The sequence below is a fragment of the Streptomyces sp. NPDC005761 genome (genome assembly GCF_040630635.1).
Classification (GTDB): Bacteria; Actinomycetota; Actinomycetes; order Streptomycetales; family Streptomycetaceae; genus Streptomyces.
Window position 1 is genome coordinate 166,743 of sequence record NZ_JBEXXX010000009.1, and the last position, 21,258, is coordinate 188,000.

A 21,258-nucleotide genomic window follows, 5' to 3' on the forward strand; every position below is an offset into this window, starting at 1 on the left:
GGGACTCACCGACTCTCCCGACCAGCCGAAGCGCGTGTGACCGCGTAGCCGCACAGGCGGGTGCCGTAGAGATCCAGGGCGTCGTCGGGGTCCGTGGCGTAATGGTCGGCGATCTCCACCCAGCGGTCCCAGGCGTAGAGGCGGGCGTGGCGCCGGTCGTCGTCGGTGCGCTGCGGTTCTTGGAACTCCGTCGCCAGGGGACGCTGCCGGAGCCATGCCTGCCACGCGGGGTTGCCGGTGGGCCCGGCGGTCCGTAGGTGAGCCTCGATCGACAGGTCGTCGTGCTCGCCGACAGCCGTCCGGTCACGGAGCCGCGCGGTGATGTACGCGGCGGGGCGCGCAGGACGCCAGGCGAGCCACCAGGAGGTCAGCTCGGTGGAGATGTCGTGGGCGTCGAGCCCTTGGTCGATCAAAGGCCTCAGCGCGTAGGCGAGTCGGCGTAACCCTTCGCTCTGGGCCCACGGGAGGTGCGGCCGGACCTGAGCGGCGATCCGGATGTCACCGGCGACCTGGAGCGGGCTCCTCGGCGTCGAGTTGCGGGTGCGGGAGGCGGCGCGGGGCCTCGCGTACCTGCGCGGGGTGTCGTTACACCTCTCCTCTGCCTCAGCTGTACGTGTGCGGGGGCGGGCCGCAAGAGATTGGGGCTCACGCGCCCGGCAATCCTGGCTTCCGGTAACCGAGTTGTCGGCGGACGGCACCGGCATCCCGACCACCCTGGCGCTGAAACCCCGGCCGTCGATCCGGTTGCCGTGCGCGTGGTCGTAGACGTACGGGACGGTGGCCGCGTAGACCGTCGCCGTACCCGCGTACGGACGCCCGGGAAGCCGCAGATTGCGTCGCGACCCGTGGCGCACCCACACCAGCGCCCCCAACTCCCTCAGACAGCCGACGTGACGCTTGACCGTCGCCCTCGACAGCCCGCAGCGCGTGGCCGTTCCTTCGAGGTCGTACAGGACGGTCCCGGCGGTGAAGTCCATTCGCCGGGCGAGATCCCGAGCGATGCGCAACGTCGCCTCACCCGCCCTCGGATGGATCCCGGCCTCCTCGACCAGCCACACCACAGCCCGCAGCCACGCCCGTGGCTGCGCATGCCGGGCGACGGTCGTGGACACCTCCTGCGCCGGGCCTGGGACAGGCTGCCAATTCGGTTCCGGGCATGGCTGGGAGACGCGGCGCGAGGCCGCGCCGAGAACACGGCGCATCACTGTCCAGGGGAGCGAAGGAGGAATGGGGGGATGGGGCAGGCTTGGGCGGAAGCGCCGGACTCGGGATGGAGGCACGGCAAAAGATCGGGGTACTGGCGACTCCCAACACCGCAGACGTGCCACTCCGAGTGTGTAGGTGAATGACGGAGCGTCAGCAGTCGGCTGATCTCGGATGACTTCCGTGAGTTGGGCGGTCTGTTGTACCGGCGTCCTGCCCCTCGGGGTGGATCACATGGGTGAGCTCATGCTGTAGAGCCGAAGCGAGTGCCTCTACGGCTGCTGCGCTCAGAATCCCGAGGTAGACGTATGGCCTGCCTGTGGAGGTCATCGCGGGCCGGATGCTGCGGTAGCTGCGCTCCGGGACGCCTAGACCAGCGAGGGCTGCCCTTAGGCCCTCGCTTGCCGCGCGGGCAACTGCGTAGCCTTCGCGCCACTGCGGCAGGTCAACGCCAGTCACTGGATTCCTTGAACCGCGTGAGGATGCCTACGGATCTCTACGGATGCGTCGGTAGCGCGCGAGTAGTCGCCCACGCTTCTGGCTGCCTGCCGTTGCTCGGCTAGGCCGAAGCAGACGCTGCAGTTGCCGGACGGTTCCGGTGGCGGAGCAGGAAGGGGGAGTTCGAAGGGCTGGGAGATCGCCGACCTTGGGGTCTTCATGCGGCAAGGGTGGCTGCCCCTATAGGACGTATCTTCGCGAACTGCAGCGACGGTTGGGCGGTCCGTCGCTATGGTCCAAGAAGGCCCAAACGTCGCAGGGGGAAGTCTTGAATGTCGCTCTACGATCGGCTATGTCGGATGCCCAGCTTTCGCCTCGCAGACTGGCGGCTCGCATTGGGGTCGCGCCGAAGACTGTAGAGCGATGGTTGGCAGACGCTGAGCTGGTTCCCCACGCAAGAAACCGTATTGACGCCTGTCAGGCACTGAAGGTGGATGAACAGATGATCTGGCCGAAGGCTGTGCAGGACCGGGTGAAGTCGGGCCATGACCGGGAGCTCGTCCAGGCCTACCCCTACAGGTCCGCGTGCCCGTCGACCGTGTGGGGTGGCTTGATCGAAGGGGCCGCGGAGGAGATCTACCTGGCCGGATACACCAACTATTTTCTCTGGCTTGAGCAGCCGGCCTTTGTCGAGACCCTTCGCCGGAAGATCGATACAGGCTGCCGCGTCCGGTTCCTGTTGGGGGACCCGGACGGAGAGGTAACCCGTCAGCGCGAACTGGTCGAGGACGTAGCTCTGAGCGTTTCCACGCGCGTCAGGATCACCCTTGAGTACTTGGGGCGCCTGGGTGCCACCAGTCGCGTGGAAGCCCGCTTCAGTAACCCTGAGGACGCTGTCAACCACGTATCGCTGTCCGTGTTCCGCTTCGATCAACAGGCGCTGGTCACGCCACACCTTGCGCGACTTGTCGGACACGATTCACCGTTGCTCCACCTCCGACGTCAGGGCGACGGCGGAATGTTCGACCGGTTTGTCGAACACGCCGAAGAGCTGTGGAGTCGCGGCGTGGCGGTGCCGGCCTGAGCCTGGACCCTTAGTAAAGGAGGCACCGATGTGCTGGCGGCATGTTTCCGGCACAGACGCACCAGGCACTGATGAGAGTGGCCGGCGCGATAGATGCGCCCTTGAAGAGCCAGTGCTGTCTGAAGATCGTCGAGTTCCTGGGATCTGCCGAGGCCGCAGCCAAGGCGCTTGACGGGCAGACGGGACGCGGTATCTAGATCTGACGGGACGCGGTATCTAGATCTGGAGGTATGCCTGGATCGGGGTGGGTTTCCAGTTTCGCGCTCCCAGTCCGCAGAGCCCGTAGCGTGATCGAGGCGGTCAGCCTGCGGACCGCGTGGCTGCCGTGAGCATGAAGTTGACGTCTTTGTGCCGGCCGGCGTCGTCCAGTGCCGCCGCGACGTTCAGGACGGCTTGTCTGTCCACTCGCTCGGTGACGCTGATCAGTATCGCCTCGGCTGCGTCGTCCAGTCCTGCCGTGCGACAGGAGGTGACGGCCTCAACGATGCCAGGGGCGGAGTAGGAAGCGCCCGCCTGCCACAGGAGGAAGCCGGCTTCGTGTTTCTGGCCATCGGCCAGGTATCTGGCCACCAGCTTGGTTTCCGGCCAAGTGAGCTCTGCTGATTCTGTGGGGCGCCGGTCCCCCTCGCGGAGGGGGACCGGCGGCGCGGTGTGTTCCTCTGGCACTGAAATTTCGCGTCGCCGGGAACGGCGGCGCAGGCGTCGTGCCCGTGCCAGCCCGGGATTCGAGACGATGCGGGAAGCCGGCTGTTGGGTGGGCGTCCCCAACTGCTCGGTAGTCGCCGGATAGCCGACGGTGCAGCACGCGCAGTGCTTCGTCTTGGCATCGAGGCGGAGGCACAGAAGGTCTTCCAGGGTGTGAGGCAGGGGACCGTTCCCGGCGGTGGCGGCGTCCTTCTCTACCGTCGCGTAGAAGCCCCGCAGAAGCGATTCGTCGGGGATGCGCCCGGCATTGAGGTGGTTTGAGAGGGTCGTCGGCTCCTGGCAGGCATCCTTCGCGATCTGCGCCTGAGTGCGCGGGCTGCATTCCCGGATCTCACGCAGTGCCTCCGTCAGGGCGCGGTGGGCGGCGCCGATGTGAGGCGGCAGCTCTTTCCAGTTTCTGCGGTTCACGGTCAGGCAGGCCTTCCGTTCACTTTGTGGTGCGGAGCAGACGCTAATTCTGTCGGAACCGAGGGTTCTTCGGGAGCGCGTGGATGTTTTCCGTACGGCCTCGAAACCTTGCGGGACCTGGCGTGATGGGACGTCAGGGGGCCAAGGTGGAGATGTCCGCAAAAGGACCAGCCGCCTGGCACTCGTGGATTGCCATGCACCTGAAGCGAAGGGGCCTCTGGATGACTCTGCCGTCCTGGCAGGACGAAAAACTCGGAACGATGAAGCGCGCAGCGCTGTGGCTGGTGACTGTCGTGGGGGAGGGCAGCATCTTCACCAAGGAGGAGCTCAAGAACGCACTTCCTGGCGTCAGCCAGGTGGATCGCCGGGTCCGTGAGCTTCGGGACCACGGCTGGAAGATCGACACTCACCGTGAGGACGCTCGTCTGGGGCAGCACGAGCAGCGGTTCGTCGCGCAGGGGCAGCCTGTCTGGATCCGCGGCAAGGGGACCAGGGCCAGCTCGTCTCTGACGGAGACCCAGCGTCGGAAGGTTCTGGCCCGTGACGGTCACCGCTGCCGGTCGTGCGGGATCACGCCCGGCCAGACGTACGCCGGCACTTTCGAGTCCGCTCAGATCGACATCGCACGGCGGAGCGTCAAACTGCCTGACGGATCCACTGGCGTGCAGCACATCGCTGAATGCAACCGCTGCCGTGTGGGCGGGCGCTTCCTGGAAGCCGACCTGAAAGCTGTGCTGGACGGCATCTCCAAGCTGAGCGGGCTGAACCGGCAGACCATCATGGGCTGGGTCGCTGCCGATGAGCGCGAGTTCAGCGTTGTTGAGCGGCTCTGGTCCGACATTCGCACGCTGCCGGCGGAGTCGCGTGACGAAGTCCGCAAGGCCCTCGGGCTTCCGCCTGTCTGACCCCGGCTTCGGCTGTTGGCGGGGTCGCTGTAAACGGGCGATCCCGCCATGAGTTGAGATGAACCCTTGAGGATGAGGAGAGAACGGACCGTGACTGAGAACGCCAGGGACTTCGGCCTGCCGCCGCACGCCGCCAAGAACAGGGTGACTGTCGAAGAGCGCCTTCTGGACGCGGCCGCCGGCGGCGGGCTTCAGGAAACCCTGACGATCGAGTGGCGTACGAAGCCGGAGGTGGTGCAGGTCATCGATATGCCGGTGGACTCGCTGTACTACAACCCCGGAACGCACAGGATCCAGGCGCAGCGGAGTTACGATCCGCGGTTGGACCGTCGGCTCGACGAAGACCCGTGGAGCGACGAAAGCCAGGACTACCTGGACAGCCTCCTGAAGGCCGAACCTTCCGATCCTTCCAAGCGGGACAAGGATTTCGACGCGCTTCAGCAGAGCCTCAAGGACTTCCGGCAGAACGAACCGGGGCTGATTACCCGTGAGGGTATTCTCGTCAACGGCAACACCAGGGCCGCGGCCCTGAGGGAGCTCGGGGTAGCCGAGATCAGGGTGGCCGTCCTGCCGGAATCCTGCACGTGGGCAGACATCAACCGCGTTGAGCTGTCCTTGCAGCTGCGCCACGACACCCGCCGCCCCTATTCGTACATCAACCGGCTGCTCACGATCGACGAGCAGGTGGAGGCTGGCCGCCCGTTGAAGGAGGTCGCGCGGGACTTCCGTATCAGGGAATCAACGGCTGATCAGGACTTGTGGGTGCTGAACTGCCTACGAGACCTGACGGAGAGGTCATCTGCAAATGGCGTGCAGCTCAGGCTGCTTGATTTCGAGGATGCCCAGGAGCGGCTGCGCGAGGTGCATCGCGCCTATGCCAAGGAATCCAAGGCCAACATGGAGAGGGCTGAGCTCCTGAAGGAGACCCGCCTTGCCGCCATCGTGATGAACTTCTCCAAGACCGATCTCCGTCTCATCGAACCGGACTTCCGGGACCGCTACCTGGAGACCCGCCTGCCCGAGGAACTGAAGCCGGCGTCGACAGCTGGTCCCGGGCGGGTAATTCCCGGACTCAACCGCGCGGTGAGAGCCGAGGTTCCCCAGGTGGCGGCGGCACGGGCGTTCACCGACTCGGTTCTCCGGGCGAAGGCCGTGGTCAAGGCGAAGGCGGGCAAGGTCCCTGCGGCCCAGCAGGAAGAGGCGTCAGCCCTGTTCGACGCCGCGCACAGCGCGGTCGAGCGAGCGCTTGAGCCGGCTGGCAAGGACGCCCGTGTCCGAAAGCGGAAGCAGGCTGCCCCCGACCGCCTCAACGACGCGTGCGAGGACATCGACCAGTGCATCACCGACATGGTTCTGGCCAGCGCGGCGAACAACCTCGATGAAGAAGCCCTGGACGAGGCCGTTCTCAAGCTGAGGGCGACCTTGACGAGGCTGGCCCAGGCCACCGCCCGGACCATCCAGGTGCCCGGCGATGGAGTCGAGTGGCTTCGTGACGCGGTACAGCAGGACCCGTCGTGATCATGGCGTCTGATGAATCGTCCCTGCACATCGGCCTGGACGTAACGAGGACCAAGGCCGTCCTTCGGGTGGGAGAGCCCTACCGCTCCGATCTGACGCGGCTTGCGGCCCGGTTCCCTGGCGGCAGTCCCCGAGGCCGTCTCGCACTGGAGATGGACCTCGATGACTTCCTCGTGGGCGTCGACGCGCTCGCGGACTGGCCGCACCCCGACTCCGTGGTGTGGTCGGACGAACTCGGCTCCCTGGTCGGGGAGGTCCTCGACGATGCTGATCGGGCTGAGGAACAGCTCCGCTCGCCCAGCCCGGCCGAGGGCTGGGACGACAGCGCTGTGGCAGCGGCGCTTGGCCCGGGCTGGTGCGCTGGCCTCACGGAGTTCCAGCGACGGGATATCGCGCGTCTGCTGTCGCTGCGGCACGGTGCCAACTTCAGTGTTCCTGGTGCCGGAAAGACCCGTGTGGGCCTGGCCGTGTACGCCGCCATGCGTGAACGTGGCGAGGTGCGTCGGCTTCTGGTGGTCAGCCCCAAATCGGCGTACGAGTCATGGCTTTCGGAGAGCGGGTTCTGCTTCAAGCAGCCGCCGCACACGGTTGTGATGGACAAGATCCCTGATCTCAGAGCCGAGATCATGATCGTCAACTACGAACGCCTGGACCGGTCGCTGGCCGCGCTGGCGGACTGGCTGAGGGGCGCACCGTCCATGATCATCCTGGATGAGGCGCACCGGATGAAGCTCGGAGCCCGTGGAACGTACGGAAGCGCCTGCATGGCACTTGGCCCCCTTACCCGCCGACGCCTCATCCTTACCGGGACGCCCGCCCCGAACGGGGCCCGGGACCTTGAGAATCTCCTGTCCTTCGTGTGGCCCGGCCATGGACGCAGAGTGGTGACGCAGGCTGTTGCCGGCGGCGATCTCGCATACGCGAGCTCGGTGCTGCGGCCCCTGTTCACGCGTACGACGAAGAACGAACTGGGCTTGCCCCCCTTCGAGACGCGGATCCGGCGTCTGAGGATGCCGGAAGTGCACCGTGAGGTGTACGACGCGCTTGTGGGACGGTTCAGCGCGCGGGCGGAGGCGTCGCGGGATGACTTCGACGCGCTGGGCAAGTCCATGCTGCGCCTGCTCATGGCGGCAACGAGCCCTGCGCTGCTCATCGAAGGCGAGAGCCGCTACGAGCCGCTGACATACCAGGTGCCACCGCTTGAGGTACCGGAAGGGGGGTCGCTCTACGCGCTCATGAAGAATCTGCCCGCCCATGAGTTGTCCCCGAAGTACAAGGAAGCACTCAGCATCGTCGCGACAAACGCCGCGATGGGGAGAAAGACCCTTGTGTGGACGACCTTCGTGCGCAGCATCACCACGATGGAGCGCCTGTTCGCGGCGTACGGGCCGGCGGTTGTGTACGGCGGAACACCTGACCGGGAGGAACAGATCAGACGGTTCCGTGAGGACCCCGACTGCCATGTCCTCCTGTCCAACCCCGCCACCCTTGGTGAAGGGATCAGCCTGCACCACGTCTGCCATGACGCCGTCTACGTCGACCGCGACTTCATGGCGGGGCGATTCCTGCAGAGCCTTGATCGGATTCACCGGCTTGGGCTGGCCCCTGACACCCAGACGCGTGTCACTGTTCTGGCGGTCGAGGGCACGATTGACGAGGTGGTGGCCATGAGGCTTGAGGAGAAGCTCGAGTTCATGGGCCGGATCCTCGACGACCCTGCCGTGCAGCAGCTCGCTGACCTGGTGGATGAGCCCTCCGGCGCCGCCGGCATGGATATGGCGGACGTCCGAGCCCTGCTGGAACACGTCGATGCCGTCGCTGCCCACTGAGGCGACGCGCCGGGCGGCGCTTCGATGGCTGACTGAACTGCGCGTGGCTGGGGTTCCACGGGTGCGGGCGCTGTTCACGCACCACCCGTGGTATGCGGATCTCACGCCGGCCCAGTACACCGAAGGCCTTGCCTGGCTCAGGCGGGCTGGCATGGTGACCGCCGCAGGCCGACCCGTCGTGGATGTGGGGGACTGTGGGGTGATGGATGGCGGAGGGCAGGCAGCGGTTCCCCGTGTTCTGTGGAGCCAGGAGGCGGAGGACGCGAGGCGAGCTGTCGGGGCCGCGGGTGAACAGGCGCTGCTCCGGCTGTTCCGCGATAACGGGATATCGCATGTCAGGCATGTGGCCGCAGAGTCCGATGCCTACGGATACGACATACAGGCTGCGAGGTCTGTATCGGAGCGGGTGCACATTGAGGTGAAGTCGACCACCGACCCGACCCGTCTGGTGATCCATCTGTCGCGGCACGAGTACGAGGTGATGTCGCGCGACGAAGACTGGTGCCTCGCCGCTGTTCTTGTAGGCAGGGACGGGAGCGCGGTGAACGTGGCCACGGTCAGCAGACAGTGGCTTCACTCGGCTGTCCCCGCCGACCAGACGACGCGCGGCCGTTGGGAGTCGGTGCGTGTCGATGTGCCGGCCCATGCGCTTACTCCAGGGCTGGAGACGCAGGCATGGCGGCCGCTGGACGGCGGTGTGCTGCCTGTGCGCCCTGTTTGGAACTGTCCGCCGGCGGCGGGTGGTATTGAGCGTGGCGGGTGGTCAGCTGGGCAGGAACAGCATTCAGCCTGAATTAGCTCGCACGTTCGATTACAGTCCTCTGTGTGTCTGCCGTGAGTTCTGAGTCGTCAGCCAGGGTCCTGCCATGCGGTCCAGGGATCGCCAGGCCTCGGGCCCGGTAGGCTCTGTCAGTATCGCATTTCAACTTTGGCCCGAAGGGGCTGGCCGGCAGACTCGGCCGTGTGGCCCGCGAGGTCCCGTCGCGAGGCGGAGGTCTTCGCTGCCCATCCGTACGTACAAAGAGGAGACCGGAGCCGATGGGCCTCCAGCCGCACCAGGAAGGCCCGATGGGTCCAAGTGACGACGTGCTGACCTCGATTGAGATCTGCGCGGGGGCGGGCGGACAGGCCATCGGTCTCCACAGGGCGGGTTTCAAGCACCTGGCGCTCGTGGAGATTGACTCACATGCCTCGGAGACGCTCCGGCTCAACATCGGCAGGCTGGCGGAGTGGCGCTGGGAAAAGAAGTACTGCGACGTTATTTCCGGTGACGTCAATGACTTCTCCCCCCTTTCTTCCGAAGAAAAAGAAACAGATGTGAAGAAGGCCCAGGGGTACCTGGGGAAGCCGCTCGCCAAGGGTGACCTTCACCTACTGGCGGGTGGAGTTCCGTGCCCGCCCTTCTCGCATGCGGGAAAGCAGCTTGGCAAGGATGACGAGCGTGATCTTTTTCCGCGAATCCTTGATCTTACCGACGAGCTTCGCCCTCAGGCGGTGATGATCGAGAACGTTCGCGGAATCAAGGACGCGAAGTTCGACGAGTACCGCACATACATCGAGGCTCGTCTTGAGGGCGGACCGGCCAAGCACCCCGTTACCGGCGTCTCCGAGGAGTTCGAGGGCCTGGGCTACCGGGTCTGCGAGTGGGAAGTGCTGGAGGCCAGTGACTTCGGTGTTCCGCAGCTGCGCCCCAGGGCTGTACTGGTGGCCATCCGCGCCGATGTGCTGGGGGATCTCAAGTTCGTATGGCCGACGGCCACAGGGGCTCCCAGGAGTGTCTTCCAGGCGCTGGAGAAGTCCATGAAACTCAGGTATGCGCCATACCTGAAGCAGGGCGGAGAAGTCGCGGACCTCGCGAGGAAATGCCTTGAGCGGTGGAAAGAAATGGCGCAGGGTGCGGAGAGCCGGAAAGATTTCGGCGTGGCCCCCACTCTCGTCGGCGGATCAAAGAAGCACGGTGGCGCAGATCTCGGCCCGAGTCGCGCGAAGGCTGCCTGGAACGCCATGGGAGTCTCTGGTGTTGGTGTCGCTAACACGTACGCGGAAAGCGTCGAAAAGGACAGCCACGTGCGGGATCTCTTCAGGCCAGAAGGGCCGATGCTGACCGTTGAACAGGCGGCGATCATCCAGGGATTTCCGGAGAACTGGGAATTCCATGGCGGGAAGACCGCACGCTACCGGCAGGTCGGCAATGCCTTTCCACCGCCCGTCGCGGCCGCAGTAGGCCAGGCCATCGCGGACGTACTGCGCGCCGCCCACGAGCGTGACCGCGTCGCGTCGGAGTCGCTCGCCGGACTACCTGGACAAGCGCCGTCGGCGCTCACGGACCGTGTCGACGATCCTCAGGGCGCACACGTCTGAGTCCTGGTGCTCCCAGAACCGCAGGACCAGCCAGCCCGCCTCGGTGAGCTGCTGGTCGGTGTCGCGGTCCCGGGCCACGTTCCGGGCCACCTTGTCCGACCAGTAGCCCGGGTTGGTCTTGGGAGCGACGTAGTGCTCGGGGCAGCCATGCCAGTAGCAGCCGTCGATGAATACGGCCACCTTCGCCGGACGGAAGACCAGGTCTGCCGTCCGGCGAAGGTCCGGCAACGGCCGTGCAGCGACCCGGTACCTCAGGCCGTTTGCATGCACGAGCCGCCGGATGAGCCGTTCCGGCTGCGTGTCACGGCTGCGGATTGCCTGCATGTTCCTCCTGCGCGACGCAGAAGAGGCCCACGAACCGTCTGGCGGGGTCCAGTCTGTGGGCTCAGGCACCGCAGTCACTCCAGAATCATCGTCATGGCACTTCAATAGTGGCTTCGCCGCGGCGGGACGAGTCGACCGCTCGGAAGCGAACGTAGGGTACCGACTCTGCTGAGGCGCTGGCGGCCGGGATGAATGCGGCTGCCAGTACCACGTTGGCCGGATCGATACTGCCGCCAGTGACGAGCCCCGCGGGATTGCCGAGATCAGGGTCGACCACCGGATAGAGGAGCACAGCCCCACGGCGCGGCCTGTGCAGCTGGGAAGCGAAGGGGTCGTCATCGCTCAGCGGGTGCAGGCCCGCGATCCGCTCAGCGGACTGGCGGTGGGATACACCAGAGATGCGGTTGAACATGCCTCGGGCGTTCCGCTTGCGCTGTACGAGCGTGACGGGCGATGTTCCGAGGATGCTGGCTGCCACGCTGGTCGGCCCAGAGGTCTGGGGGAGGATCAGCGTCCAGTCATCGGTAGCGCAGCCAGCGTCGCTAGCATCCTTGAGATATGCCAGGTGGGGAGCGAAGAGGTCCGGGCGGCCCCAGGCAAGACCGCTCATGATGCCGAGCAGCTGAGTGTGGCTGAGAACTGCTGTCTTGGCTGGATAGCGGGTATAGCTGCCCTGGGCATCGGCGGAGAGAGTGACGAAGACAGAGAGGTCTTGACCCAGAGCCTCCAGAGCAGGCCGCCATACCTCCGCGTTGTGCCTCAGCTCCCCCACCCCCGTCGGGTAAGCCGTCGGCTCCACCCACTGCCCCGGCGACCTGATCTCCACCAGTTCTGCGTTGAACATCTTGTTGCGCGCCGCCGGCCTGAGCCAGGACAGGTGCTGGGAGACCAGCGGGGGGATCTGGGCCGGGGTGACCTGGGGTTTGCCGTCCACCAGGGTGGAGTACCGGGACAGCTGGGCCCGGAACGTTTCTTCGTCGCGGCAGATGGCCTCGAAGGCCTCGTACAGGTCGACCGTCCTCGACTTGCCCAGCGCTTCCTCGCGGCCGATGTACAGGCGGACCAAGTCGCGGTAGCCGGGACGGAAGCCGAACCAGCGGCCCATCTGCATCAGGGTGTCCGCCTGCTGGGTGGTGCGGCGGTAGTACGTCACCGTGAGGCCCTCGACCGTGAAGCCGCGGGAGAGCTTGGTGCCGCCGACCAGGATCTTCCACACGTGCGGGGTGCGGTCGAAGTCGAGTTCGGGCTGGGCGTAGTCGCGTTCCGTGTCGCCGTTGACCACGAGTACCGGGGTGCCGCCGGAGTTGATGAGCTGGCGGGCGCGCGAGACGTGGGCCTTGAGCTCGTCGTACGACTTCGGCGTGGGCAGGGTGTCGTCCGCGAAGCGGTGGAAGTCGGAGGCGAAGAGCGTCGCCAGGCGGTCGTGGCCCTGCTGGCTCGTGTACGCCGCCCGGTGCCACATGGAGTTGATGCGCAGGGCGAGGGCCGCGTGCTCGGCCATCCGGACCGACTCGTGGACGAGCATCGTGTGGTGGCGGAACGGTTCTTCGTCCACGCCGTGGTCTACGCGGTACAGCTTGAGCGCGCCGGTGAGGACGAAGGCGTCCAGGGCCTCCTGTAGGCGGTCGCCCGTGTCCTCGTAGATGCCGCGGATGTGCGTCTCCGCCGCCGCGCCCTTCGCCGATTCGAGGTCGTGGAAGTCCTGGACGCCCATGTAACCCGTGGGACGAGGCAGCGAGATGAGGAAGTTGCGGGGGAAGATGTCCGCCCCGTCGCCCGGGTCGACGAAGACGTTGGCGAAGGGGGTCGCGGTGTAGCCGACGTACTGGGCGCGCGGCAGCAGGGTGAGCAGCTGGGAGATCTGGCTGTTGATGGCCGTACGGGCCACCTTGCCGTCCTCCCACTTCTTCGGGTCCGTGGTGTTGACCGAGGCCTGGTCCGACTCGTCGTCGATGATCAGTGCCGGGATCTCGGAGAGGATCGGGCCGATCTTCTTGAGGTCCTTGATGAGCTTGGACAGTACGGACTTGTTCTTCTTCACGACCATGACGCGGGCGGCCGCGTGGTGCAGGTTGGCCGGGTCGTGGAGCGGCAGGGTGCGAGCCTGCTTCTCGAACTCCAGGGCTCGGATGCCGTTCAGCAGGCTCTTGTAGTCGTCGTCGCGGGTGGTGAGGCGTTCGATGTCGAACGCGCCCAGGGTGGACGGGCGGCCGCCGTGGCTGACGAACTTCGCCGGCCAGTCCGCGTCGTCCTGGTAGTCGATGCCGACCAGGGCGTCGGGATCCGCCGGGTCGGCGCCGCGCAGGATGTTCTCCCGGCCGATCAGCTCCATGTCCAGGCGGCGCTGCGTCTGGCCGCGCAGGAGGTTCAGGGTGCCGCCGAGCACGATGACGAGGCGGTATCCCGCGTCGATGGCCTTGGCCGTGACACCCGTGAAGTTGGCCGTCTTGCCGGACTGGACATAGCCCACGACGAGGCCGCGGGAGCCGTAGGCCTCGGTCCTCGTCGGGTCGGAGAGCCGCTCGACGACGGCGTGGCTCGCCTCGTCGAGACCGGCGACCGCCTCGTCGGGCCAGCCCTTCCGGCGCAGGAGCTCCTCGTACGACTTCCAGTAGAAGGAGCGTGCGGCCGCGGCGTCGCGCGAGTACCAGGACGTGAACTCCTTGCTGATCACCGCCGGGCCGGGCTCCTTGAACACCGGGACCGCACCGTCGAGTGCCTTGCGCAGATCGGCGCCGAATCCCAGCCGGTCGTACGTGTCCGAGCGGCGGGCGTCGGTCCGGGCCGGGGCGGGCGACCAGTCGGCCTGTTCCGCGAGGTCCCAGGTGGTCAGAGCGCGGTGCCAGAGGGCGGTCAAACCGTCACCGGGGTCCGCGGCCAGGATGCGGTCGCGGAAGTGGCCGAGGGTTGTGTCGGCCGGTTCCTCGGCTTCCGAGAGCACGAACGCCAGCTTGGCGAAGGGCTTGGGTCCCCGTCGCATCGCGGCCAGCACATCGCCGTGCAGGGTGAACAGGTGATCGGTCATGACGTCGCGGCTCTCTCAGGTGGGAACAGGGCGGATGAGGGGCGTTTCAGCGATCGAGCTCGCAGCGCGCCGCTGTCACGAGGACGCTGTTCCACAGCGCCACGTTGTCGGTGTGGACGGCCCGGACCCGTTCCTTCTGGAAGATCTCGTTGACCATGAGGTAGAGCATGCTCTTCACCACGGGCGCGTCGTTCAGGCCCCCGCGGCGGCCCCCGTTCAGCAGTTGTCGGTACTCCTTGTTGAGCCGCACCTCCCTCTGTTCCCGGTCGAGTTCGAAGAACACGTCCGACGGCAGCGTGTCCCAGCGGAAGGCGATCGGGTCCTCGCCCTCCAGCTCCGGAAGCTCGTCGCGCAGGGTGCGCCGCAGCTTGGGGTCCATGCCCTTGCCGGCCGGGAGGACGGCTTTGCGCTGCGGTTCGGTCGCGCGTCTGGCGGCTTCGCGGTACGTGGCCGCCGCCTCCTGCACGTACGCACCGAAGGCGTGTCCCTCGCCGTCCACGGCCTGCTCCAGGCCGCGGGCGAACGCGGGCGTGACCGTCACGCCGTCCTTCTTCACCGTGAGGGCGAAGACGTCGTTCGGCTCGGACGGCAGATCGACGATGATCCGGGCGAGCGCGAGGTGCCCCTCGGGGCTGCGGGTGCTGTTCCAGCCGCCCGCCTGGACGAGCCGGTCGTTGCGGTAGATGTAGAAGCCCTGGCGTTCGGCGAGCGGGCCGATGCCGCGGTAGCTGACCAGGGGCGACTTCGGCGGCCAGATGTGCGCGGTGAGTGTTACCTCGCCGACGCCCTGGACCGGTGCTGTGTACGTCCGGGGGAAGCCGGCCCGGCCCGGCACCCGGTAGCCGAACGGGTCGATCGGCTCGACGCCCCGGTGGTCCAGCTCCTCCTTGGTGCGGACGTCCTCGACGACGATGTCGATGTTGAAGTCCTCACGGGCGAGGAACCGGTGGAGGTGGAGGCCCAGGTGGGTCTCTAGCTTCTCGATCGCGTCGTTGAGGAAGCGGTCGGCCTGGCCGCTGGTGACGGTGTCGAAGGCGCGCACCTTGTCCCAGCGCACGATCGTGCCCTGCCACTCGATGAGGCCGTCGTAACGGTCGACAAGGTCCTGGCAGTAGCCGGGGTCGACGATGTCGCATGTGAAGTCGGCCTGGGCGCGGGCCGTCAGCCAGCGGCGGCCGGTGGACGGGCTGCGTTTGGTGCGGCTGATGACGGTGAGCGAGTCGGCGTGCGAGAGGGAGGCGGCCTTGAGTCCCGCACCGAAGTGCCCGAGGGCGTCGTCCTCGTAGTTCTGGCGGCCGCCGACCGTCATCGCGGTGTCCAGAGCCGCGTCGTCCATGCCGCCGCCGTCGTCGATGACGAGGAGACTGACCAGGCGGTCGTCGTCGCGCAAGAAGCTGACGACGACGTTACGCGCCCCCGCGTCGATGGAGTTGTCGACCAGGTCGGCGATGGCCGCCTCGAATCCGTACCCCTGATGCGTCAGCGACTCGACGTAGCGGGCGGCGGGCGGGAGCCGCTTGGATCCGGTGGTGGGAACCTCGAACTGCCAGTCGGCAGAAGGCTGATACGGCGGCATGAAGACTTCCTCGCGCACACAGAGCTGAGACCTGCGTGGGGAGGTGTGGCCCTGGAATGAGTGTTGGGCTGTGATGATATTGCAAAGGTCGGACAGTGGGGAATCCCGATGACAAAAGCGCTGACGCCTGCCGTCTCAAAGCTGCCTCTGCCCCCCGAACCACGCCCGGCACTCCGGCTGGTTCGGCCGGACGATGAGCAGGATCGCCAGGATGAGCCAGACCAGAACCAGGATCAGGATGGGTGCGAAGGCCCACAGGAAGGCCGTGAAGGCCAGGGCCACCCAGCCATAGGCGATGGCTGAATTGCGCACGTTGGGGTGGCGGGTCGGGAACTTGAGGGCGGTCAGGATGCCCCAGGCGGCCACCGCCAGGATCAGGATGCCCACGAAGACGACCGTGCCGGAGTGTTCCTCTCCGGTGGACCGGCCGGCGTAGAACGACGCGTCTTCCTCGCCCCAGAGGGACTTGGCGATGGCGACGCTGTTGGTCACCAGGGCCAGGCCGAGGATCGCCTGGAGACCGCCGATGACCATCATGAGGGCGCGCAGGCTGCTGACCGGGGCGGGCATCTGACCCCCGGCCGGAGGCGGGTGGCTGCCGAAGCCTCCGGGGCCGGGCGGGTGCGGGGGGCGGGGCGGGCCGCCGGGGCCGGGGTTTCCGTGTGCCCGGGGGCGTTGGGGCTGAGGGTTGCTGTCCGGCGCAGCCGGGTCGTCCGTGCCCATCCGGTGGCCTTCCCCCGAAGCGATCCCTGGTTCAGGAGCCATGGTCGGGGGAGGGGGCGCCATTGGCCAGGGGTAAGTCGGCCAGGTCCAGGGGTTACGCCGCTGGTCCCCCGGCCAACTCCCGTACGTACCCCACCCCCCGCTCCCCGCCCAGCACGGGTTCCTCTCCTGTCGGGACGAACCCGGTCCGGGTCAGGACCGCGCGTGAGGCGGTGTTGGTGGCGGCGGCTGCCGCGCGCAGCTCCGTCAGGGCGTACGTCGTGGTGCAGAGCGTGAAGAGCTCGCGGACCGTGGCGGTCGCCAGGCCGCGGCCCGTGGCCTTCTCGGCCAGTCGGAAGCCCAGTTCGGCCGAGCCGTCCGCCACGTCCACCAGGTTGAAGCGCCCCAGCACCTCGCCGTCCGCCGCCACCAGCACGTGGAAGTGACAGGCACCGGTTGCCTGTTCGGCGAGGCGCTCCGCGAGGTGGGTGTCGAAGTGCGTGAAGTAGTCGTCGCCGCGGTCCGGCACCGAGGCCGCGAAGAAGGCGCGGTTCTCCTGCTCGAACGTGAGGAGGGCCGGGGCGTGGCCGGGGCGCAGGCGTTGGAGCTCGGGCATGACGCCAAGGTATGCAGCCGGGCCGGACCGTTCAGCTGCTTCTCGATGTTCGTCGGCGGGGGTTCGCGGCCGGGGCTTCGCGGACCGCGCGGGCCGGAGGGGCGGGCGACCTCGTCGAAGGCGGTGAGGATGCGGGGGAGTCCGGGTGCTCGGGCCGGTCTGAGGCGAGAGGTCAGCGGGCGGCGGTGACCGTCGTCCGGGTGCGTGGCAGCCGGAAGCAGTGCGGTACGCGCGCCGACTGCCGGACCGGGCCTACGGGTGGTCCCGCACGATGATCTTTCCGGTGTTCTTGCCGCGCAGCATGCCCAGGAACGCGTCCACGATGTGCTCGAACCCGTCCACCACCGTGTGGTCCAGCCCCAGTCGGCCGCTCTGCAGATGGGGGACCGCGAACTCGTACAGCTCGTCCTGCAGGGCGCGGTAGTTGCTGACCAGGAAGCCTTCCATGCGGAGGCTCTTCTCCACGATGTCCGCGTAGTTGAACTGCGGCGGGGGTGCGTCCGGGGTGTTGTAGCGGCTGATGGTGCCGATCCGGACGATGCGTCCGAACTCGCGCAGCGCGCCCACCGCGGCGGCCAGTTGTTCGCCGCCGACGTTGTCGACGAAGACGTCGATGCCGTCCGGTGCGGCCTTGGTGAGGAGTTCGGCGGCGGGGCCGTCGTGGTAGTCGAAGGCCGCGTCGTAGCCCACCTCCCGCTTCAGGTGCTCGACCTTGGCCGCCGAGCCCGCGCTGCCCACGAGCCGGCCGGCGCCCAGCAGCCGGGCGAACCGGCCGGTGGCGGTGCCGACGCCGCCGGCTGCGGCGGAGACGAAGAGGTCGTCGCCCTCGCGGAGCCGGGCGATGCGGGTGAGGCCGACGTAGGCGGTCAGGCCGGTGCCGCCGAGGACGCTCAAGTAGGCCGTCAGCGGGACCCCGTCGAAGCGGGGGAGTGTGCGGATCTCCTCGGGCCGGACCACGGAGTGCGTGCGCCAGCCCTGCCGGTGGAACACGATCTCGCCCTCGGACAGCTCCGGTGTCCGGGTGGCGACGACGCGTCCGAGAGCACGGCCCTCGAGCGGTGTGTGGAGCGCGAAGCCGCCCGGCACGTCGTCCATCATCTCGCGGTGGTACGGGTCGACGGACCAGTAGAGGTTCTCCACGAGCGCCGTGCCGACCGCGGGATCAGGGATCGCGGACTCGACGAATGCGAAATCCTCGGTGGTGGGGAAGCCGTGGGGGCGGGCGGTCTGCTGGACGGTGATCGCGTGTTCGGTCATGACGGGACCGTAGGACGGGAATGGAGCCCCTGGGCAGGCGGTTGGGCTCATGTGTCCCCCCGTTCCATGAGCAGCTCTCATACCCTGAGGTGAGCGTCCTGTGGCCCGCACGATCGATGCCGATCTCGCTCCGCACGAACTGCGCGTTCTCGTGGCGGTCGCGGACGCCGGCGGTTTCTCGGCCGGGGCCGAGGCGCTCGGCCTGACCCAGTCGGCGGTCTCCCACTCGGTGCGCGGGAGCGAGCGCAAGGTCGGCGCCGTTCTGTTCGAACGCGGCCGCAGTGGTGCGACACCCACTCCCGCGGGGGAGCAGGCGGTGTCACATGCGCGCCGTATCCTGCGGCTGCTGGACGTGCTCGTCACCGAGGCGCGCGGAGCCGCACGGTCCGGGGCGACGCAGGGGCCGGAGGGTTCGCTGCGGATCGCGGCCTTCCGCAGCACCGCACTGCACCTGCTGCCGCCGGTCCTGGAGCGGTTGCGCGCCCGGTATCCCGGGATCGAGCCGCAGGTACGGATCGTCCGCGAGCTCGGGCGCGGCACGGCGGGAGAGGTGGCCGACGGGCGGTCGGACCTCGCCATAGCCACCTTGGACGGAGCGCGGCTGCCGACGGGGCTGGTGGCGAGCGGACTCTTCGAAGAGAGCTACTCCCTGGTGCATCCGGCCGGACATGCGGCTCCGCGCTCGCTGCCGCTGGTCGACTGGGTCGAGAACTGCGGCTCGTACACCCGCGCCTGGTGGGACGCGCAGGACTGGATCCCGAAGGCCACGATCGAGGCCGAGGACGACGGAGCAGTGCTCTCGCTCGTGAGCGGGGGGCACGGAATGGCGATCATGCCCGCGCTCTCCCTGGTCGGAGCATCGGACTCGATCGAGATCACTGATCTCGGTCCGGAGCGTCCGACGCGCCGTGTCGGCTATGTGACCACCCCGGAGCTCGCCGGCTCCGCCGTCGTGCGCGCTCTGGTGCGGGAGCTGCGGGCCGCCGGTACCACCATCTGACGGACCTGCGGGCCGGAGGCTCCGCGCTCTGACGGGGCGAGCGGGCCTCCCCCTCCACGGCCTGCGGTCAGAGCTGAACGCGGTTGACATGGCGGTCGGTTGTCCGCCGCGGCCCGGGCAGACGGTCTGCCGCCGCCCGGGCAGACGGGTCTGCCGCCCCTTCAGGTGCGGGGACCCGTGCCGCGCGTACGCGGCTGTCTCGGCACGGGGAAAGGGCGCCCTCGCGAGTGATGCGGGCACGGGCGTTCCCGCTACTCGGACCGGAGGTTGCGGTTGCGGGTACGTGCCCGCACCCGCAACCGGGGACCGACGTCCCGCTACGCGCCCCCGTGGCAGTCCCGGTACGAGCGCCCCGTCCCGCACCAGCACGCCGCGCTTCTCGCCGGGGGCCAGGGGACCGCGCGGCCGCGGGCCGCCAGGGTCGTCGCGTACTGGGGGAGCAGGTCCGGGTCGGACGGGGAGGCGGCCTCGGAGGCGGCGAACGCCTCGTACGAGGGGACCGTGCCCGTCACGATGCCGAGGTTCGGGGTCCCCGTCGCGTGCAGGTCGCGCAGGGCCGCCTCCAGGCGGGCCAGGTGGTCCGGGTGGGAGGCGTACTCCGTGGCGAGTCCGGGATACGCGGTGAGGAGCTCGCGCAGTTCGGGCTCCGGCCAGTGGAGCACCGCCACCGGGAACGGGCGGGAAAGAGCCGTGCGGTACGTGCCCAGTTCGGCGCGGAGGCGGGTGATCTCGGCCCGGAGCTCGCCCGGGTCCGAGGAGCCCAGCGCCCACAGCCGCTTCGGGTCGTGGAGCTCGTCCAGCGGGACGGCCGCCGTGTGGAGGGTGTCGGCGAGCTCGTCCCAGGCGTCGTGCCTGACGCCCATCAGACGGCGTACCCGGTGGCGTCCGGTCAGCAGCGACTGGGTGGCGTACGGGACTTCCTCGCCCGGAGCGATGAGCAGGGTCAGGGCGGTGGAGAAGTAGTCGTGGGCCGCTTCGAGCTCGTCGTGCGCTTCGAGGGTCTCGGCCGCGATCTCCCAGGGGGCCGCCTCCGGCGGGGCGGCCGCGCGGATGCCGTCGATGATCGCGCGGGCCTCCGCCTCGTGGCCGTACTCCCACAGGTTGGCCGCGTTGAGCGCCTTGACCAGGTGGGGGTGTTCGGTGTCGGGGTCGCCGAGCAGCGAGTCGTAGAGGGTGGTGGCGCGGGCGCGGTCCCCGGCGAGTTCCAGATGGGCCGCCGCCTGGAGGAGCAGCGGTTCGTGGTCCTCGGGGTACTGCGCCGCGGTGCGCAGCAGGCGCTCGGCTTCGGTGGTGTGGTCGGCAGGCGTGTCGGGGCGCATGGACCACACGGTACTGCTGTACGGCCGCGGGGCGGAGGGATGTTCCGGCTCCGGCCGGTGGCGCCGGCAGTGAGCCTCGTTACGGCTCTGGAGAGTTGCCGGGCTTGGCCCTATCGTGCGGCCCGTGCGGCAGCGGATACGTGAGCGGATACCGGTGGTGGTGCAGCGTGACGCGCGCGGGAGACGGCTGGCCGCGCGCGGGCTGTGGACGGGCGCGGAGCTGGCGGTGACCCTCGGCGTCGTCCTGCTGCTGCTCGTCGCCCATCAGCTGTGGTGGACCAACCGGCAGGCCCGCGCCGAAGCCGCCGGCACCGTGCAGGCCCTGCAGCGGGACTGGGAGGAGCCGGAGGTGGCAGGGGAGGGGCCCGCGGATCCGGCGGGGGCGGTGGAGGCCTCGCAGGAGCCGGCGGACGGCAGCCCCGCCGTGGCGGAGGAGGGGGGCGGAGAACGGCCCGCCGCCGCGTCCGCGCCCCGCCGGTCCCAGGCGTACGCCGTCATCCGCATCCCGCGCATCGGGCTGACCGCGCCGGTCGCCCAGGGCATCAGCAAGCACGGCGTCCTGGACAAGGGGTACGTCGGTCACTACCCGCGGACCGCGCAGCCCGGCGGCTCCGGGAACTTCGCGCTCGCCGGGCACCGCAACACCCACGGCGAGCCGTTCCGCCACATCGACCGGCTGCGTGCCGGCGACCGGATCACCGTCGAGACCCGGGACGCCGTGTACACGTACACCGTCGACAAGACCCTCGCCCGGACCCTGCCGGGCGACAGCGGGGTCATCGCCGCCGTGCCGCGCAGCAATGCGAAGCCGTACGTGGGCTACCGGGCCGCCGGGTCCTATCTGACGCTGACGACGTGCACGCCCGAATTCACCTCCCGTTACCGGCTGGTGGTGTGGGGGAAGCTGAGCGGCGTACGGGAGCGCTGATCACCGGGGAGAGGTCGTAAGGTTCTCTGACGTGCTCAGACGACGTCCGCAGTTGTTGTG

General features: G+C 68.2%; 17 protein-coding genes. 8 read left to right on the forward strand and 9 right to left on the reverse strand.

From position 1 onward, the window contains the following. Positions 1–5: 5 nt before the first annotated feature. Positions 6–1,112 (reverse strand): cell wall protein, encoded by a 1,107-nt coding sequence (locus tag ABZ434_RS11860; RefSeq protein WP_359134443.1) that lies wholly within the window; start codon positions 1,110–1,112, stop codon positions 6–8. Between the two features lie 1,031 nt (positions 1,113–2,143). Here ABZ434_RS11860 and ABZ434_RS11865 point away from each other — a divergent pair. After that, positions 2,144–2,725: an XRE family transcriptional regulator gene (locus ABZ434_RS11865; RefSeq protein ID WP_359134569.1), complete on the forward strand. Its 582-nt coding sequence runs from the start codon at positions 2,144–2,146 to the stop codon at positions 2,723–2,725. A 300-nt stretch (positions 2,726–3,025) separates the two neighbouring features. Here the strand turns inward: ABZ434_RS11865 and ABZ434_RS11870 are convergent, their stop codons facing one another. Further along, complete coding sequence (locus ABZ434_RS11870) at positions 3,026–3,838, reverse strand: hypothetical protein (RefSeq protein ID WP_359134445.1); 813 nt, start codon at positions 3,836–3,838, stop codon at positions 3,026–3,028. Between the two features lie 221 nt (positions 3,839–4,059). Between ABZ434_RS11870 and ABZ434_RS11875 the strand changes: the two genes are divergently transcribed. The 5 genes from ABZ434_RS11875 (at position 4,060) to dcm (ending at position 10,451) form a co-directional block, all read left to right on the forward strand. Beyond that, a complete protein-coding gene (locus ABZ434_RS11875) occupies positions 4,060–4,743 on the forward strand; it encodes a hypothetical protein (RefSeq protein ID WP_359134447.1) in 684 nt (227 codons plus the stop codon). 90 nt (positions 4,744–4,833) lie between these two features. Next, a complete protein-coding gene (locus tag ABZ434_RS11880) occupies positions 4,834–6,261 on the forward strand; it encodes a transcriptional regulator (RefSeq protein ID WP_359134449.1) in 1,428 nt (475 codons plus the stop codon). A 2-nt stretch (positions 6,262–6,263) separates the two neighbouring features. Further along, positions 6,264–8,090: a DEAD/DEAH box helicase gene (locus tag ABZ434_RS11885; RefSeq protein ID WP_359134571.1), complete on the forward strand. Its 1,827-nt coding sequence runs from the start codon at positions 6,264–6,266 to the stop codon at positions 8,088–8,090. Continuing rightward, a complete protein-coding gene (locus ABZ434_RS11890) occupies positions 8,071–8,883 on the forward strand; it encodes a DUF3883 domain-containing protein (RefSeq protein WP_359134451.1) in 813 nt (270 codons plus the stop codon). The genes ABZ434_RS11885 and ABZ434_RS11890 overlap by 20 nt, the downstream gene beginning before the upstream one ends. 245 nt (positions 8,884–9,128) lie before the next feature. Beyond that, positions 9,129–10,451 carry a DNA (cytosine-5-)-methyltransferase gene (gene dcm, locus ABZ434_RS11895; RefSeq protein ID WP_359134453.1) on the forward strand — a complete coding sequence of 441 codons (1,323 nt, stop codon included), beginning with the start codon at positions 9,129–9,131 and terminating at the stop codon, positions 10,449–10,451. Here dcm and ABZ434_RS11900 read toward each other — a convergent pair. The 6 genes from ABZ434_RS11900 to ABZ434_RS11925 form a co-directional block, all read right to left on the reverse strand. Continuing rightward, the gene (locus ABZ434_RS11900) at positions 10,386–10,844 is read right to left on the reverse strand and encodes a very short patch repair endonuclease (protein WP_359134455.1); all 459 of its coding nucleotides are present in this window, start codon (positions 10,842–10,844) and stop codon (positions 10,386–10,388) included. The genes dcm and ABZ434_RS11900 overlap by 66 nt on opposite strands. 22 nt (positions 10,845–10,866) lie before the next feature. Beyond that, the gene (locus ABZ434_RS11905; protein WP_359134457.1) at positions 10,867–13,800 is read right to left on the reverse strand and encodes a Z1 domain-containing protein; all 2,934 of its coding nucleotides are present in this window, start codon (positions 13,798–13,800) and stop codon (positions 10,867–10,869) included. 46 nt (positions 13,801–13,846) lie between these two features. Next, on the reverse strand, positions 13,847–15,376 hold the full coding sequence (locus tag ABZ434_RS11910) for an ATP-binding protein (protein ID WP_359134459.1): 1,530 nt from the start codon (positions 15,374–15,376) through the stop codon (positions 13,847–13,849). 135 nt (positions 15,377–15,511) lie between these two features. Beyond that, positions 15,512–15,946 (reverse strand): hypothetical protein, encoded by a 435-nt coding sequence (locus tag ABZ434_RS11915; RefSeq protein WP_359134461.1) that lies wholly within the window; start codon positions 15,944–15,946, stop codon positions 15,512–15,514. A 247-nt stretch (positions 15,947–16,193) separates the two neighbouring features. Then, complete coding sequence (locus ABZ434_RS11920) at positions 16,194–16,694, reverse strand: GNAT family N-acetyltransferase (RefSeq protein WP_359134463.1); 501 nt, start codon at positions 16,692–16,694, stop codon at positions 16,194–16,196. A 252-nt stretch (positions 16,695–16,946) separates the two neighbouring features. Further along, positions 16,947–17,951, reverse strand: coding sequence for an NADP-dependent oxidoreductase (locus ABZ434_RS11925; RefSeq protein WP_359134464.1), 1,005 nt, complete (start codon positions 17,949–17,951; stop codon positions 16,947–16,949). A 100-nt stretch (positions 17,952–18,051) separates the two neighbouring features. On the opposite strand from ABZ434_RS11925, the gene ABZ434_RS11930 reads away from it, so the two are divergent. Next, positions 18,052–18,951: a LysR family transcriptional regulator gene (locus ABZ434_RS11930; protein ID WP_359134466.1), complete on the forward strand. Its 900-nt coding sequence runs from the start codon at positions 18,052–18,054 to the stop codon at positions 18,949–18,951. 317 nt (positions 18,952–19,268) lie between these two features. Here ABZ434_RS11930 and ABZ434_RS11935 read toward each other — a convergent pair whose 3' ends face one another. Next, entirely contained in the window at positions 19,269–20,270 is a 1,002-nt protein-coding gene (locus ABZ434_RS11935) for an SEC-C domain-containing protein (protein ID WP_359134468.1), read from the reverse strand. Between the two features lie 157 nt (positions 20,271–20,427). Between ABZ434_RS11935 and ABZ434_RS11940 the strand changes: the two genes are divergently transcribed. After that, positions 20,428–21,198 (forward strand): class E sortase, encoded by a 771-nt coding sequence (locus ABZ434_RS11940; protein WP_359134573.1) that lies wholly within the window; start codon positions 20,428–20,430, stop codon positions 21,196–21,198. Positions 21,199–21,258 lie beyond the last annotated feature (60 nt).